Here is a 16,464-nt window from a genome sequence, read left to right on the forward strand (position 1 = left end):
GCGAGATGCTTTTTAGTTGGATTTCTTTAGCAAGTTGACGTGGTCAGTGGTACCGTCCTCCCCAAGAATAAACTGCAATTCGTAATCTCCAAGATAGTAGATAACATTGGTTTCTCCTGTGGCAGAAATGGTTCTTTCTTCTGCCGGCTCGCCAATTTCTTTCAACAGATCTTCTTTCGTAATGCCGCCTAAATTCGTTTGTCTTTCCACATTCGTGCCATAATACCGTGCTTCTTTCATCACATCATTTTCATCATATGCGATTTGATAAGAAGCTTGCCCCATCGAACCGTGGTAGAAATCGAATTCTCCGGCCTGCTCCTCAGGTTCCGAGATTTCGGCATACACTTCTTCACGGGTGCTTTCCCCTACCGTAAAACCACTCGCGAAGCGATAAACCGTTCCTTGTTCAGCATCTTTTACAATGCCTTTCAATGTCTCGATTGCCATTTGTTTTTGCTCATCCGGGATTTCTTCTGTTGATACAGTTTCTCCATCAGCAGCTTCTGCGTCTTCTGTTTCGTTCGTTTCACCTGCAACTGCATCTTCTGAAGTTTCAACCGAATCCGGCTGCTCTGCTTCTTCAGCAGTTTCTGTATCGTCCGGCATCTTTTCTGCGACTGTCTCTTCTGTTGTGACGTCTGCCTGATCCTCCGGTTCATCCGAACAAGCCACTAAACCGAATGCCAATAAAGCAACTGCACCCATCGAAAAAATTTTCGTACGCAAAGCGTCCACATCCTTTTATTAGGATAACTTTCATGCTTAACTAGACGTTTCAGCTCGGAAAACGTCTCACTTTTACTCAAATTAGTAAAAAAAACAGGCTACGGGATCCACAACCTGTTTCTTGAGCTACTTCTTCATTCAAAGTGGATACCGGACAAATTGTTTCTGGCTGTCGATCGACTTCTTGTTTTTTTCAACCATCCGTTCGAAATTCAATGCAGTCATCGTTTCATAATCTGCATGTTCCACCATGTCCAGATTGCGTAAATTCTTTTGCAGCATGCCTTTATTTTCCGCGATGCCCTTAACAAATTTCTGTTCTTCTTTCGTCAAACGGTCCCATCCGTCCTGCTTCTCCAAATAAGCGGCAAAAGAACGGATCTCTTCATTTTTTTCGACTAAAGTATGAAGAGTGGTGTATTGATACATACTCATCCGGTTCGCCGTTTGCTGCGTTCTGAGCACGTCTTCTTCAGTGATTCTTCCAATTTTCAGCGCTTCATCATAATAATTTTTATAGGCTCTTGTATCTTCATTGAATTTTTGTTGAAGCTCCCAAAGAACAGCGAACGCTTTTCGCCCTTCAAGCACTTTGGCATCAGTTGTAGAAACGGGAATATTTAAAGGATTGGTATAATATTCCGTTGGGATATTCAGCCGTTCTCTTCCGGCATTCAATATGCTTGAGCTCAAGTCCGCAAATAAAGAAAGATTGGACTGCGCTTCCATCGCTTCTTCCCTTACCTCGTCGCCTGTGCTGACATAAGCCGTCCCGACGACTTCATTATTTTTCGTGAACCCGCCCATATAATATGGTTTGCCGTTCACTTCCCAATAAACCGGGTTTACGAATGCGCCTTCCGTCCACTTTTTATGTTTTTTCACTTTTTTCATTAAAAGTTTCGTCGTTTGATCATCCATGGTCGCCTTCATCTCCTTTGGTTGTCACTTTCTAAATGATAACATTAACCGAACAGTGCGTTCCAACCTTTAGAGATGGCTCCGCCCACTTTCGAAGCCGTATTTTTGATGCCGTCCCAGTTTTTCGCTACGTAGCCAGTGAGTTTCGATGCGCCCCAAATGGCTGCGCCTGCTACAACGAGGCCAGCGCCAATCGCCTGGCCGCCCGGAATCGCTGCAGCTACTCCGCCAGCGCTCATCAATGTAGAGCCGAAGCTTGCTGTTGCATCTGTCACAGCTGCTGTACGTTCTGCGCCTGTTGAATTGCTGTCTTGAAATACGCTAATGGCTTGAGCTGTGTTATTGTAGGTATCAACTGCTCCAAAAACGGTGCCCACTGCTGCCGTTGCCACGTTGAGCTTCCCCAGTGCGCCCATAGCCGATGATCCGGCCTGCGCTGCACCGCTCATCATGGAACCGGCAGCCGTTGTATTTGTAGCAATGTTCGTGCCGGATGTAAGCGTCGAAATAGCGCCTCTTGCATCCTGATAAACATCGACACCATCTGATACATCCGAAGCAAAGTCGAGAATCGGACTATCAATTCCAAGCTTCAACCCATTTAACAGTGATGAACGCAGGAAGGAGCTCGTGCTGCCTCCCATCGTATCGGCAGCATCTGCATTAAAAGATTCCGAAGCTAACCTTACTTGCCCCAAAATGACATCGTTGCCGATGTAGCTTGTAACTTCCCAAGGTGTAGGTGAGTTGGAATCAGAACTGCCGGTGCCGCCATCCGTCCCATTTCCGGAAGATCCGTCACCGTTCGTTCCATTGCCAGTGGTGCCGTTGCCATTTGAGCCGTTGCCGGACGTTCCGTCACCGTTCGTCCCGCTGCCATTTGATCCGTCGCCGGACGTTCCGTTGCCATTCGTCCCGTCACCGCTTGAACCATTGCCGGATGTTCCGTCACCGTTCGTTCCGTTGCTCGAAGTTCCATCTCCATTCGTGCCATTGCCGCCGGTGACATCTCCGTTCGTCCCATCGCCGGAAGTCCCGTCACCCGATGTTCCGTCACCATTGGTTCCATCACCTGAAGTCCCATCTCCATTCGTGCCGGTGCCGTTGGTTCCATCTCCGTTTGTGCCGTCGCCTTGCCAGCTTTCGCCATTGGTTCCGTCTCCGGACCACGTATCGCCGGACCAGGTGTCTCCTGACCACGTATTGCCTTCCCACGGCGTCCCTTCCCAAGTATCGCCGGACCAGGTGTCCCCTGACCACGTATTTCCAGTCCACGGCGAAACCGCAAATGCAACAGAACCGAAAAATGATTGGGCGACAATAAGCAGAATTGCGGTTAATGCAAATATGCGTTTGATCGTTGATTCCATTTCTTCCCCTCCTTTAAACGTTTATTACTCTTGCATAGCCATATCTTGATGATCGATAGAGAACAAACTTAGCTCTTCTTTCCACTTCAATACAAAAGATGCCAAGATCAAATAAAACAAAGGCAAAAATAAGGTATTCAAAAATATATGGCAAATCGCAATAGCCAAGAAAGAGTTGGTTATATCCAACACCAATGCCTGGACGATTGCTGAAATAATAAACTCCCCAAATCCAAAACATACAAGCAATAAGATTATTTTCCAATGCTGCCGTTTAAAAATCCGGCCGCTTTCCCGTATTGATGACCAGACCGATTGATTATCGATAATCGCAAGGACCGGAGCCATGACCAGAATGGCTAATAAAATAACGCCCGGTACGACGAATAACGCAAACCCAATTGTCACCAATAAACCGGCGGCTACCGAAAAGACAAAATAGTGAAAGCCTTTTAAAGCGAATTGAAAAAATGCCTGCCTTAAGGGCCGATCATGTCCAGTTTCTTCGAAATGCCAAAAGTATACGAATGGCACGAGCGTAAAAAAGAAAAGAATAAACACAATAAAAGCTGAATAAATATCTCCGAAACCAAACATTGCACCGTTCGTTGGTGTAATAGCTAAAATGTAGTTTGATGCAAAAAATTGCAGCAAGATGATCGGGAGCTGGATAAATAAGACCAACAGCAGCAACCGTTCATATTTTTGTCCGAAAAAACTGAATGCTGAGCGAATCGGATGTTCCATTTTAAAACCTCCTGTCATTTATGATTGCTGAAGCTGTGCCAAATGATTTTTTCTCATGAATGGCAGAGCGAGCCCCACTGCTATTGCCGTAAACGGAAAGCTCCCGTCACTGAACAGCCATTCCCCTACAGTTACCGGAACAAATATGGCATAAAAGAAAATCATCAATACCAAGTAAATTTTTCTCCACTTTTTTTCTTTCTTCATTTTCCCACTCCTATTCCAACGAATACGTTCTGCCTTCCCAACCCGCCAATTTCTGGACAAACATAACCTCTGGCCCTTTGGAAGATTTGGTTAAGTTTTTAACAGCCCCGGCAAAAAATCCGTTATAGCCAATTGCACTGGCTTCTTTAGAAGATTTAACGACAACCTGTCCGTTTTCAAAAACAGTCATTTGTGCGTCTGCCAGTTCTCCTCCATTTGCGAGAATTGTATTTCGAGCACTTTCTTTCATGGAATTGATCCATCGGTATTCCATTTCGTCATTCATCATTTTTTTAAGCAATCCACCGCCCAAACCTTTATCCATTTCACTCGCCAATACCCGGTCAATCGCTTCATTTTGGATTTCATTTAATGAGTAATCCGCCATTTCACCTGACAGATTGTCCACTTCTTTTTCGATAAGTTCAGCTATGCTATCTTCTTCCTCTTTCGGCGCAGCCTCTTCCGGCGGCTCTGCTTCCCCGCCTTCTTCAGCTTCTTCCGCTAACATTTCCTTCAGCTTCATTTCATAATCTGAAATGAATTCCGGGAGATCCTCATATAAAGCCGCAGTTGCAGCTAAAGCCGCTTGCTGGGAAGTGGAAATGGCCTGCTCTTTTACGATTAAGGCTCCAGCCAAGTTAAGGATGAGCACAAATAAGATAATCATGACACTTAATATGCCGATGACGAATAACGCGATATTGCCCTGTTCGTTGTTTAAATAAGATTTGAACTTTTTCATTTAATCACCTTGCCTGACGTATCGGCAGTGTATGAAAAAGTAGGTTTTCCTCCTGCAAACATGCTAGCCGGAAGAAATACAAAATCAATATTGACGCTTACCGATGCAGTGAAATTATTTGATCCTGAAATTGGTGCACCTGCAAAACTGATATAGCTGCCGCCCGCATCTACAATATTTTGTGCGGCATTAGTCGCTTCTCCCACATCCGCCGTGACAGAATAAACTTTCGCTGCTTCGCTGGCTGCTGATTCCGCAATCATCAAACCATGGAATCCGGCGATAAACTGCCACGCGATCATCATTACTGAAAATACGAGAGGGACCATGCCCAAAAACTCGATAGTTGCGGATCCTTCTTCATTTTTTATTTTTCTTTTCATGGCTACCACCTCAACTGATAGACTCCCGCTTTTCCGGCTTATCTTGCAGGGGGCCGCAACTATAAGCCGGAAAAAGGGGAGTCCCCTTTTTACTGTCATTCTGCTTCATCTGGGTATTTATCACTGATTTGCTTCCGCATTTCATCCAGGCCTTTTTCTTTCACTTCGTTCAACTCTGAAACGAGCGGCCCTTTTGCTGAATTTGCTACATCACTGATGTCATACACTTTTTTCTCGAGAACGCTTTTTTGATCCCAGTTGATATAACCGGCTTCTCGTAAATAGCGCAATCCCCTGTTCAACGCCAATTCTTGCTTCAAGGCAGAAGCACTCCAATTATTTTCAAATTGCTGGATGGCCAGCCAGCTGTCATTGCTCGCTTTCAAGACATCCAATTCGGAGTTTTGCTTCCAGCTCTTCCAGTTCTTCAATACTTCTTCAGATTGCTTAAACTGCTCAGTCAATTGCTTGCCGTCTGTCACATTTGAGAAGATCCCTTCTGCTGCTTTAGCGACGTCTTTCAATTGCTGCTGGGCTTCGGCATCTGCATTAAAGCCGATGACGTTGATAATTGGCGCTACGTCGCTGTCTGCTAGAGATTTCGCTACCGCTACCGGGTCTCCTCCGCAAGTTTCAATGCCGTCGCTGACCATATAAATCAAGTTTGTGTTCGTTTGGCTGTCCAGCCCTTTAAAACTTGCCTGAGCCGATTCCAATGCTCCAGCAACCGGCGTCCAGCCTGCAGGTTCAAATGTATTCAAAGCCTGCTCGAATTTTGCTTTATCATAGGTCCCGCGCTCATATACTTCATCGATCGCTGCACATGAGGCCGCCTTATCTTCTTCAGAACCTGTACCTTCATGGCCGTAGATCCGCAAAGACACATTCGCCTCTTCCGGAACTTGTGCCATGAAATTGCGGATGGATTCTTTCGCGAGTTCCATACGGGTTTTGCTGCCTACGTAATTAGCCATAGACCCGCTGGCATCCAAAATGACTTCCACGTTGTAGTTTTCCTTAAAAGCAAAACGTTCATCTGCTTCCGGTGTTCCGGAAAGTGCAAACTCCAATTGATCCAGCACATCTTGTGGATTCTGGAAATCATAGGCGACGATGGAATAAAGATAATTGAAATATAAATCCATTTCTTCCTCAGTTGCATCTTCTTTTAGAGGCGGCACTTCTCCGAATGCTTCGAAGAATGCAGGCTCAATTTCTTCTTCATCTCCGCTTGATAGATCCAAATGTCCGATTTTGCCGACCGGCTGGCTGATCAGGTCTTGGTCGGTCTCCGGCAAAGCAATTAAATCCTCTTCCGAAATAGCCTCTTCCAGACCTGGCTCTTCTTCGGCTTTTTCTGTGGATTCGGCCGCTGTATCCTTGTCGGCTTCCGTTTTGGTTTGTTCTTCAGTTTCTGCTGCCTTTGGTTCTTCAGGTTCATCTTGTTGACAGGCTGCTAACCCTAGCACAAGCAACGATGCTGCTAAAATCTTGCCTAATTTCATCGTATGCTCCTTTCATGATGCGTATTCATTGCAATATCCGGCTTCAGGCGATACCCCTTATACCAAGAAAAGCAGGGGGAGCTTACTCCCCGCCGCCGATTTTTCCGATGAATCCATTAAATTTCTCCACAAGCGTCGTTCCAAAGGTGCCGCCTGAGAATGCTTGGGAAACTACACCTACCACGATGACAATAACTGCTGCAATCCCGATCCATTCCAACGTTTGAGATCCTCTTTCGTTATCTACTGCCGTTTTCATTGATGTCACCATTTGCAAGCTAAGGTCGTTTAATTTTTCTTTCATGTTAAATTCCTCCTAAAGTTTTATAGTATGTTGAAAATGCTGTTTTCTCCGTAAATCATATTCAGCAGCATCAGGCCTGCAATCATCATGATTGAAACCGGCGCCACTACAAATGTTGTTACCAAAGTGACTTTCGGCGAAGCTTTGGCTGCCAGTTCTTTGACGCGCTCCTGTCTTAGCTGGCGCATATCTTCCGCCTGGATCTTAAAAGTTGTTGCGATAGGCACACCTAATTTCATGCCTTGGAGAAGAGATTTGATCAATTGCTGAAATTCCTCATTGTCATTGCGTTCCAGCAAGTTCCGATAAGCCGTTTCACGTTGCACCCCTAGGTCAATTTCCTGATTGAAGCGCATAAATTCCTCTCGGAGCGGACCGTCGAAAAAGCGTATCACCTCCCTTAATGCCTGGTCTAGGCTAACCCCAGCCTGAATACTCGTACTGATGGTATCCAGAAAATCGGGTAAATCCATTCTCAGTTTTTCCTGGCGTTTTTTCGCTTGCGACCTCACTAAGTAAATCGGGATAAAGTAGCCGATCAGCGGCAAGAAAACCAGGCCGTATTTAGAGAAGGGCAAGCCGATGATAAATGCAAGCATCGCTGCAAAAAATCCGATGATGAACAATAAAATTTTCAATCCTTGAAAGCGGGCAACCGTCAATTCGTAAGGGTTGCCGGATTTTTTCAGCCAGTCGGCCACTTCAATGCTTTCACTAAAGAAATTGATGCGCTGCCCCAGTTCCGAAAATTCATCTGCATAGCCGCTTAAGCGGCTGAACAGATTAGCTTTTTGTTTCTGTTTTTTCTTTTTCTTATCGAAACCATCAACCTGCGTCGTTTCTGAAACGTGCACGAGCACGCCCCTTTTTTCACTTACATAGACGGACCAGTTGCGGATTCCTAAAATCACCATGAACCAGAAGACAATAATCGTAAAAATAATGAGCGCATCCAAACCCTTCACCTACACTTTTATATTTGTAATTTGACGAATCAGGAAAAACGACAAGATGATTCCCAAGCCGAATGCGATCATCATAATGATGCCAATTGGCGTAGTCAGCGGATCCGTAAATCCATCGATGATATTGTTCATAAACAAGAGAATGAATATGGGCATTGCCGGAACAATCAACGATATATAACGCTGCTCGGAAGTCATCGTTTGAATCGTCTGGTGCAATAGCTTCCGGTCTTCCAACGTATGCGACATTGTTTCAAGCGTCGCCGCCAAATTGCCGCCTGTCCGTTTCTGAATCAGCAATGTAGCGATGAATAATTGGAAATCGCGTGAGCTATTCCTTTTCTGCACTGCTCTTAATGCTGTTTCAAATGGCACACCCAGCTTCAATTCATTCGAGAGCCGCTTGAATTCATCTTTTGCCGGTTCATTTACTTCTCTTGCTACCAAATCGATGCCCTGAGTGATGGTCATTCCCGATCTGGCCCCGTTCGCCAAAAGCCGGCAAACTTCACTGAGCTGCTCATTCAAACGTTCTTCATACTTGTTTTTGCGGATATAGAACAATAGAAAATGGCTGCTTACTAAAATACCGATAGTCAATATAATGCTTGGCAACGCCGCCATGCTGAAGATCATATTGAACACGACGTAAAGCATGAGAACGCCTAGCACATGAATGCCGATGTATTCAGAAGCTAATAAAGAAACATTGGCACTTTTAAGCTTTTTAGTCAGCTTCTCGGACATTGGAGATTCATCGAATCGGTCTCCCCAAACACTGATGGCACTTTTTCTTTTTTCTTCGGGATACCAGGTTTTAAGCTTTTTCTTCCACTCCTGTTTTCCCCTGCGGTAGTCAAGGAACAGATAGGCGCCGAATAACAGCGCCAAAACGGCTGCACTATATAAAATGGCAATGCTTATGTCCATTGGGCCACCTCCTGCTTCACCTGGAACATCGATTTATCCAACTCGATGCCGAATACCCTTAGATGATCCAAACATTTCGGTATATAGCCGGTCGGCGTGAAATGGCCGATTACTTCACCGTTTTTGCCGGTGCCGGTCCGTTTAAAAATAAACACATCCCGGATTTTAACGCCTTTGTCTTCATCTACATAGACTTCAGAGATATTGACGATTTTCCGTTGTCCATCTCCAAGACGGTCAGCCTGGATGATATAATCCAGGGCCCCTACGATATACTCCCGGACGATTTCACTCGGCAAATCCATTCCCGCCATGATGACCATCCCTTCAACTCGGCTAATGGCATCTACCGGAGAGTTGGAGTGGACTGTAGTCAGCGACCCTTCATGTCCTGTATTCATTGCCTGCAGCATATCGAAAGCTTCCGCTCCCCGGACCTCTCCGACAATGATTCGGTCTGGACGCATTCGCAGCGAGTTCCGCACCAATTGGCGGATACTGACTTCCCCTTGCCCTTCTACGTTTGGCGGGCGTGCTTCCATTCCAACGACGCTTCCTCTGTTTAGCCTGAGCTCTGCTGAATCCTCGATCGTAATGACCCGTTCATGGAGTGGGATTGACTTTGCCACCGCATTCAGCAACGTCGTCTTTCCGCTCCCGGTTCCTCCGGATATCAGGATATTGAGTTTCGCTTCCACAATGGCACGTATGAATTTCGACATACTTTCATCTAATGAAGAAAGCCTGAGCAAATCTTCCATTTCAAACGGTTCTTTCCGGAATTTCCGGATCGACAGCAATGTGCCATTTAAACTGATGGGCGGAATGACCGCATTCACCCGGCTGCCATCCGGCAAGCGTGCATCGACCATCGGCGAACTTTCATCAATTCGCCGGCCAAGCGGGGCAATCACCCGGTCGACAATATGGCGGACATGCTCTTCGTTCTTAAAGGTAATATGTGAAGATTCCAGCCGACCGTTCCGCTCCACATGGATCTCTTTTGGTCCGTTCACTAAAATCTCGGTGATCGTCGGATCTTTCAGCAATTGTTCCAATGGACCAAAGCCAACTGTTTCATCAATCAAACGCGTCAAAAGCATTTCGCGGTCGGTTTTCGAGATGACTACTTTTTCTTCGAGCATGAACTGGCTGATCAGGCGTTCAATGGACAGGCGGCGCTCAGATTCTTCAGCTGCAATCAGCGGTTCTAGATTGGTTTCTGCCAACAGCCTTGCTTTGTAATGCTCGAGCAATTCTTCCAAATATGGGCTCAACACTTGTGAGCTTTGTACTGAAACACTTTCACTGACAGCCGCTGCTGATTCGGTTCTTTTCCGTTGAAAGAGCGACATCGCTTTCCCTCCTTCCTTTTAAAAATGATTATTTCAGCATGGATACGACCCATTTCCGCATGTCTTTAGCGGCGGGAGTAAGTTTCTTTTCTTTCGGCAATTTTCGAAGGGTCTCGCCTTTATTGATAGCGGTCTGCACTCCTTTAATATCGCGCCTGATTTCAGCTGCCACAGGATATTCGATAAAGCGTTCAATATCTTTTTTGCTTAACTCGTTTTCCCGGCCGACTTCGTTCAGCACGAGCTCCAACCGGTCTGCTGTAGGAATTCCAAGTTTTTGGAACAGTTCTTCCGTATGCTTGAAAACCCGGATGGATGGCGTGTCCATTAAAGTCGTGTAATAGATGCGGTCGGCCTCGACTAATGCCGTATACGTACGTTCATCCATGTTCACGGGCAAATCAACGATGATGAAATCATAGGCCCGGCGGCATACCCGCAAAAGACGCGTGACGAAATCTTCTGTAATGTACTCAGCAAGTTCCGCATCGCATGGGCTGATTAACAGCTCCATTTTCGATAAAGGTTCTTTTTCTGTCACGTTGCGTAAATGCTGTTCAGTCATTTCTTTGATAACCGGCTCCAAATCCAGGATGTTTCTCGCAGTTTCCACACCCAGATAAGATTCTCCGCCTCCATATTGAAGATTCAAGTCGATATAAAGAACTTGAGCCGTGGATTCAAATTTCAAGGTCTGGGCAAAAGCGGTGCTCAACAGCGTTTTCCCGCTGCCCCCCTTGCCGCTATAGAAAGCGAAGACTTGTCCGCTCCCTCGCTTAAAACTCAGTTGTTTTTCTTTTTCTGGAGATTTTTCAAGTCTTGCAAGCATAATCGCCAATTGGTTTTCCAAGCCATTCAAATCTTCAGGAATCACGAAATAATCAATCGCCCCCGCTCTTACCAGATCGCGGAATAACTGGAAATCGTGGCTTTCATGGACAAATACGACAGGCGTTCCGTCAAGTTCCTGTTGGAGATAAGCATGGGTTTCCAAGTCTTTCCCAGGTTCATGCAATAGAAGAACTAATGCCGGGTCCACGTTTTTCAGCTCCGAACGCAAATGGGTAGAGTCCAGCCAACTATAGTCAAACTCACCTTCGAATTGCCGGGTGAGCAATGTAAATAATTCGTTTTTCTGTCCGACAATCAATAGTTTCGATTCTTTCATATCCAAATCCCTCAGCTCTCCGGAGACGTCTCGGCTGCGTCATCCTGTTCTTTCTTTTCTGCTTCTTTTTTCTCTTCTGCTTTAGGTTTCTCTTCTGCTTTTGGCTTTTCTTCTTTCGGTTTTGCTTCTGCTTTTCCTTCCGTTTCCTTTGAAGATTCCGTTTCAGCAGCCGTGTCTGTTTCCGGTGCATCTTCTTTGCCGGCACCGACATTTGCTTTGATTATCCGGACGCTGTCTGCGTAATTCTGCATATGTATTAGCTTAGGTGCTTGTTCGAGTGAAACTTCTAACTGGACCCCCGCAAACTTTTTATTATCATTTGCTACACGTGCTACTTTTACATCTTTCATGAAAATTTGCGTTTTGTTCTCATTGTCAAAACGTACTGAGACGATAATATCGACCCGGTCTAAAGCTTCAAGCTGTTCATCGAAAAAGACACGATCTGAGGCCATTAAAGTGATCAGGCGATTATTTTCTTCCATTACTGCGGAAGCTTGCTTCAACATGTTTTTCGTAATGAAGTCTCCTGCGGATAAAGGAATGACCGATACCTTATTTTGGAGATCGTCAGTGCTTGTAATATGCTGGTCCGTTAAAAACTTTTTCGGGATTTCCTCAACAGCCACATCTTTTGGCGTAATGACGCTTCGAGAGGCGATATCCCCTTTTGCAGCATAAACTTTAACCATTGTTCCCAAGTCGCTGTTCAATTCCTTTACTTTTGATAATGTCAGGAAACCGGCCGTTCCTGCTAGAATGGCAGCTAGTACGAAAAAGATAATTGCTTTTCTTTTGGATTCAATCATTTTGGCACTCCCTTGGCATTAGGCATCTATTTCTCTACTTCATGTCAATAGCAGGAAACTTTTTGCACTTTGCTAAAATTTTCTTTAGTTAATAAAATTGGCAATATTATCCTTCACTTTTTGTCTATATTTTAATTTCCTCTATATGCTTATCATTAAATTTATAAAGCTGTCAAAACCGTTTTCGGTTAGAGGTATTTTTTACAGATAAAAAGTCATATAGGTATTTTTAACCCCTTCTATTACAATGCCATCTATTCATTATCATCCCTCTTTTCTTTAGGCACATTTTCCTTGAAATCCCTCTCTATCTTTTCTCCTTGCTCTTTTACCTGTTATTCTCACTCTCTAACCGTGACTTTTTATTCATTTTTCAAATTTTTTCATTATTATAAAACATTGAATTCAAGAGTTATTTAATAGAGATATTTACTCAGGGCTTTTATCTTAAAACTAGTATAAATACGATGCATTAAAACAGACATCCTAGTACGGTTTCCTCTTTTTCCTACCCCTGACTCCCAGTAATTACAAGTTGCTAATCCCCTTAATTTTTCCAATAAAAAAAGCTATTTTCATCTTAATAAAGATGAAAATAGCTTTAAATTCATTCAATTTTCCAATTCCATTTGGTTGGAAATCTCTTAAAATTAATATTATGTGGAATTATTACAAGTCCCTCCTGTCGGCGACTCTGCATTTCTTGCTGCAGCTGGTTAAATTTCTTTAAAGAGACGGCTGCGGGACGATGGCATTTTCTAGTTTTTGTTTAATGCTGCTGCTCCATTTATCAAATTCCACTAAAAATCCATCATGGCCAAATTGCGTTTCAACAACTTCCCATTCTGCATGAGACTGAGATTTTAACCATAGAATCATCAATTCACTCGGATACAGCAGATCATGCGTAAAGGATAGCGCAAAAATCTCCACATCCAAAATTTCATTTCCTACATCATGGGTATTCATTGCTTTCAAAAGAGTTAAATAACTGTTGGCATCAAAGCGGTTCGCTAATTTCTGGCCTTGATAATTCAAATAAGATTCTACGTCATAGCCATTGGCAAGCGCTTTTCGGTTAAAACGCCGGTTAAACATTTCACCGCTTCGGTAAGTGACCATTCCTGCCATTCTTGCCACCTCGAATCCCTTGATTTCAGATGAATGGCTGTAATTTCCATTATTGAAACGCGGATCGTTTTCAATCGCTTGAATTCCAATGTAATTAAAAGCGATGCCATAGTCACTATAAGCCGGAGTTACAGCAAGCGGGAAAATAATATCCACAAATTCCGGGTGGGCTCTTCCCCATTCTAAAGTCTTCATGCCTCCAAGCGATCCGCCGATGACAGCTGCCAAATGAGAAATTCCGAGCTCTTTCAACGCTTGAAATTCAGCTTGGACCATATCTTTTATCGTGATCGCCGGAAAAGACGAACGATACGCTTTACCTGTTTTGGGATTGGTGGATAATGGCCCAGTAGAGCCATTGCAGCCCCCGAGAACGTTGAAAGTGACGACTTGAAAAATAGTGGTATCCACGGCTTTGCCTGGCCCGATCAAGCCGGACCACCAACCTGGAAGATCCTCGGTCCCGATCGCATGCTGGTCTCCAGTCAACGCATGGCAGACAAGAACGGCAGGACCACCTTTTTTGCCGGACCATTCATAGGCAAGCACTGCATTCTCTAAGACTTCTCCAGATTCAAGAACCAAATTGCCGATGGATACACTAGTCATCCGCTTTCCCTCCTAGACGTTTTCGAGCACTGCCGATTTGATGGCCTGCTCAAGATCTGCGATTAAGTCTTCCGGATTTTCAAGGCCGACCGATAAACGGATCAATTCTTCCGTGACTCCTGCACCTTCCAATTCCTCTTTGTTCAATTGCTGGTGGGTAGTAGAGGCCGGATGGATGATCAACGATTTCGCATCGCCGACGTTTGCTACATGCGACCATAATCCGACGCCATCAATTACTTTCCGCCCAGCTTCACGGCCGCCTTTGACGCCAAAGTTCACGATGGATCCGTAGCCGTCTTTCAAGTATTTTTGCGCCAGCTGATGGGACGGGTGATTTTCAAAACCGATGTAGTTCACCCATTCGACTTGCGGATGCTGCTGAAGATATTCAGCGACTAACCGTGCATTGCTATTGTGGCGTGGAATCCGCAAATGCAGTGTTTCTAAGCCTTGCAGGAATGCATGGGCACTGTCCGGACTTAGCGACGGACCAAAATCGCGCAGCAATTGGACACGCAGTTTAGTCGCAAATGAAGCTCCTTCTGCGTCTATGCCATAGCGGATGCCGTGGTAGCTTTCATCCGGCTCTGTGTAGTTCGGGAATTTCGGATTGTTCCAGTTGAACTTGCCTCCGTCCACCACAACTCCGCCAATGGTCGTCCCATGCCCGCCAATCCATTTCGTCGCTGAATGGATGACGACATCTGCACCGAAAGCGATGGGGTTGCTACCGTACGGGGAGGCAAATGTATTATCGATCAATAAAGGAATTTGGTTTTCGTGTGCAATTTCTGCTACTTTTTCAACATCAAACACATTCAAACTTGGATTTCCGATGATTTCTCCAAAGATTGCTTTTGTTTTATCCGTGATGGCTGCACGGAAGTTTTCGGGATCTGTTCCGTCCGCAAATCTCACCTTGATTCCGTAACGCGGAAGTGTGTTGGAGAACAAACTGACAGTACCGCCGTAAAGATTGCTGTCTGCCAAAATTTCATCCCCCGCCTCGGCAACGTTTAAAATAGAGAATGCAATGGCTGCCATTCCGGAAGACAAGGCGACAGCTGCAGTGCCTCCTTCCAGCAAAGCTACACGCTGTTCAAAAACATCAACCGTCGGATTCATGATGCGGGAATAGATATTTCCAGTCTCTTTTAATCCGAATAAGTTTTGGGCATGCTCCGTACTTTTAAATACATAAGAAGTTGTTTTATGAATGGCAACTCCTCTTGCTCCTGTTGTTGGATCCGGCTCTTGGCCACCGTGCAATAAAAGCGTTTCTGGTTTAAAATTTGTCATTTCTTATTCCTCCTAGTTTTTATTGATGAAAACCGAAGACGAGGAGGGAACAGAAAAAAGCCCTCTTCGTTAAGAAGAGGGCCGTCATATACGGAAATACCTCCTCTCATCTGCCAGATCGTTGCCGATCTGTAGGATTTAGCACCTTTCCAAGCAATTGCTTGGTGGTTGCCGGGCATCATAGGGCCTATTCCCTCCGCCTCTCTTGATAAGAGTATTCAGATTTAGTTTTTCATCTTGTTTAGCAGTATAAAAACATCGCTTTCATTTGTCAAGTGGATAATTCAAAAAATTTTGAAACCTCCCCTTCCCCTAAAACGTTTAATACATATAGAGGAGATGATTTCATGATTCTTTGGTTTTTATGCACTTTTATTATTGGTTATTTACTCGGTTCACTCCACGGATCCTCCATCGCACAACTGATTTCAGGCACGAATGTCAAAAAAGAAGGGGTGAAAAATTCAGGCGCTTCCAATGCGGCCATTGTTCTTGGATGGAAATTCGGCGCACTTGTCGCTTTGATTGATATTTCCAAAGGGATTGTCGCTGTCTTGGGGCTAAGAATTCTTTTAGGCCAATTCAACTTATCAAGTGAATTGGAATGGACAATGCTCTTTGTGATCAGTGCGGCTGTCGTCATCGGCCATAATTTCCCTTTCTATATGAACTTTGACGGCGGAAAAGGCACAGCGTCCATTATCGGCGTTATGCTTGCACTGGATTGGAAATTGGGGCTTGCCGGCGGATTGCTCCTGGTCGCTTGCGCTTTAGCAACGGATTATTTGGTTGTGGGCGTTCTCGTTCTGTATGGCATGCTGTTTGCCATCGCTTATTTCCCGGCGGAAGGCAGTTGGCCGCTTCTCACTGCCTTCGGTCTTTTTGCAATGGCGTTCTGGAAACACATTGAAAATATTAAACGAATTAAAAACGGAACGGAAAACAAGGTTTCTTCTGTCTTCCGCAAGAAAGCGGGGCCTGCGTGAAAGCAGGCTTTTCATTTCCCATTTTTTTATTTTAAAAAAGTTTCTTGACTTTTCCGCATTGACGCACTAAAGTAGAAATTACAAATCGAATAGTTACATCACTTTCTTATCCAGAGAAACCGAGGGACAGGCCCTATGACGTTTCGGCAGCGGATTCGCTTTAAGCGAAAACTGTGCTAATTCCTGCAAATGCATGTATGTGCATTTGGAAGATGAGAATTGAGATGGTTTCATTCCGGAGCCCTCTTTTTTCTTATGGACAAGAAAAAAGAGGGCTCTTTTTGTTTTATTTTTTGGT

17 protein-coding genes and 2 riboswitches are annotated in these 16,464 nt (G+C 44.8%); of the genes, 1 reads left to right on the forward strand and 16 read right to left on the reverse strand.

Features of this window, described 5'->3' with window-relative positions; all coding sequences use genetic code 11:
- Positions 1 to 12: 12 nt before the first annotated feature.
- From AC2EXB_RS15800 to AC2EXB_RS15875, 16 genes are all read right to left on the reverse strand, one after another.
- Positions 13 to 729, reverse strand: a complete 717-nt coding sequence (locus AC2EXB_RS15800) for a DUF4309 domain-containing protein (RefSeq protein WP_483602280.1) — start codon at positions 727 to 729, stop codon at positions 13 to 15.
- 138 nt (positions 730 to 867) lie between these two features.
- On the reverse strand, positions 868 to 1,650 hold the full coding sequence (locus tag AC2EXB_RS15805) for a hypothetical protein (protein WP_483602281.1): 783 nt from the start codon (positions 1,648 to 1,650) through the stop codon (positions 868 to 870).
- Positions 1,651 to 1,694: 44 nt separating this feature from the next.
- The gene (locus tag AC2EXB_RS15810; RefSeq protein WP_483602282.1) at positions 1,695 to 3,020 is read right to left on the reverse strand and encodes a hypothetical protein; all 1,326 of its coding nucleotides are present in this window, start codon (positions 3,018 to 3,020) and stop codon (positions 1,695 to 1,697) included.
- Positions 3,021 to 3,044: 24 nt separating this feature from the next.
- On the reverse strand, positions 3,045 to 3,767 hold the full coding sequence (locus AC2EXB_RS15815) for a hypothetical protein (RefSeq protein WP_483602283.1): 723 nt from the start codon (positions 3,765 to 3,767) through the stop codon (positions 3,045 to 3,047).
- Between the two features lie 18 nt (positions 3,768 to 3,785).
- On the reverse strand, positions 3,786 to 3,974 hold the full coding sequence (locus AC2EXB_RS15820) for a hypothetical protein (RefSeq protein ID WP_483602284.1): 189 nt from the start codon (positions 3,972 to 3,974) through the stop codon (positions 3,786 to 3,788).
- Between the two features lie 10 nt (positions 3,975 to 3,984).
- Positions 3,985 to 4,719, reverse strand: coding sequence for a hypothetical protein (locus tag AC2EXB_RS15825; RefSeq protein WP_483602285.1), 735 nt, complete (start codon positions 4,717 to 4,719; stop codon positions 3,985 to 3,987).
- Entirely contained in the window at positions 4,716 to 5,102 is a 387-nt protein-coding gene (locus AC2EXB_RS15830; RefSeq protein ID WP_483602286.1) for a TadE/TadG family type IV pilus assembly protein, read from the reverse strand. The genes AC2EXB_RS15825 and AC2EXB_RS15830 overlap by 4 nt, the downstream gene beginning before the upstream one ends.
- A gap of 95 nt (positions 5,103 to 5,197) precedes the next feature.
- The gene (locus AC2EXB_RS15835; RefSeq protein WP_483602287.1) at positions 5,198 to 6,607 is read right to left on the reverse strand and encodes a vWA domain-containing protein; all 1,410 of its coding nucleotides are present in this window, start codon (positions 6,605 to 6,607) and stop codon (positions 5,198 to 5,200) included.
- 82 nt (positions 6,608 to 6,689) lie between these two features.
- Complete coding sequence (locus AC2EXB_RS15840) at positions 6,690 to 6,911, reverse strand: hypothetical protein (protein ID WP_483602288.1); 222 nt, start codon at positions 6,909 to 6,911, stop codon at positions 6,690 to 6,692.
- Between the two features lie 20 nt (positions 6,912 to 6,931).
- Positions 6,932 to 7,867 (reverse strand): type II secretion system F family protein, encoded by a 936-nt coding sequence (locus tag AC2EXB_RS15845; protein WP_483602289.1) that lies wholly within the window; start codon positions 7,865 to 7,867, stop codon positions 6,932 to 6,934.
- Positions 7,868 to 7,876: 9 nt separating this feature from the next.
- Positions 7,877 to 8,806 carry a type II secretion system F family protein gene (locus tag AC2EXB_RS15850; protein WP_483602290.1) on the reverse strand — a complete coding sequence of 310 codons (930 nt, stop codon included), beginning with the start codon at positions 8,804 to 8,806 and terminating at the stop codon, positions 7,877 to 7,879.
- Positions 8,797 to 10,161 carry a TadA family conjugal transfer-associated ATPase gene (locus AC2EXB_RS15855; protein ID WP_483602291.1) on the reverse strand — a complete coding sequence of 455 codons (1,365 nt, stop codon included), beginning with the start codon at positions 10,159 to 10,161 and terminating at the stop codon, positions 8,797 to 8,799. Before AC2EXB_RS15855 ends, AC2EXB_RS15850 begins: the two co-directional genes overlap by 10 nt.
- 28 nt (positions 10,162 to 10,189) lie before the next feature.
- Positions 10,190 to 11,329: a CpaE/TadZ family protein gene (locus AC2EXB_RS15860; RefSeq protein WP_483602292.1), complete on the reverse strand. Its 1,140-nt coding sequence runs from the start codon at positions 11,327 to 11,329 to the stop codon at positions 10,190 to 10,192.
- An 11-nt stretch (positions 11,330 to 11,340) separates the two neighbouring features.
- Positions 11,341 to 12,138 (reverse strand): Flp pilus assembly protein CpaB, encoded by a 798-nt coding sequence (cpaB, locus tag AC2EXB_RS15865; protein ID WP_483602293.1) that lies wholly within the window; start codon positions 12,136 to 12,138, stop codon positions 11,341 to 11,343.
- Positions 12,139 to 12,864: 726 nt separating this feature from the next.
- A complete protein-coding gene (gene metX / locus AC2EXB_RS15870) occupies positions 12,865 to 13,878 on the reverse strand; it encodes a homoserine O-acetyltransferase MetX (RefSeq protein ID WP_483602294.1) in 1,014 nt (337 codons plus the stop codon).
- A gap of 12 nt (positions 13,879 to 13,890) precedes the next feature.
- Entirely contained in the window at positions 13,891 to 15,180 is a 1,290-nt protein-coding gene (locus AC2EXB_RS15875; protein WP_235197209.1) for an O-acetylhomoserine aminocarboxypropyltransferase/cysteine synthase family protein, read from the reverse strand.
- Between the two features lie 103 nt (positions 15,181 to 15,283).
- Positions 15,284 to 15,395: riboswitch (SAM riboswitch) on the reverse strand.
- A 132-nt stretch (positions 15,396 to 15,527) separates the two neighbouring features.
- Here AC2EXB_RS15875 and AC2EXB_RS15880 point away from each other — a divergent pair.
- Complete coding sequence (locus AC2EXB_RS15880; RefSeq protein ID WP_483602295.1) at positions 15,528 to 16,166, forward strand: glycerol-3-phosphate acyltransferase; 639 nt, start codon at positions 15,528 to 15,530, stop codon at positions 16,164 to 16,166.
- A gap of 103 nt (positions 16,167 to 16,269) precedes the next feature.
- Positions 16,270 to 16,385, forward strand: a riboswitch (SAM riboswitch).
- Positions 16,386 to 16,464 lie beyond the last annotated feature (79 nt).

This window comes from Planococcus alkaliphilus (assembly GCF_057031095.1).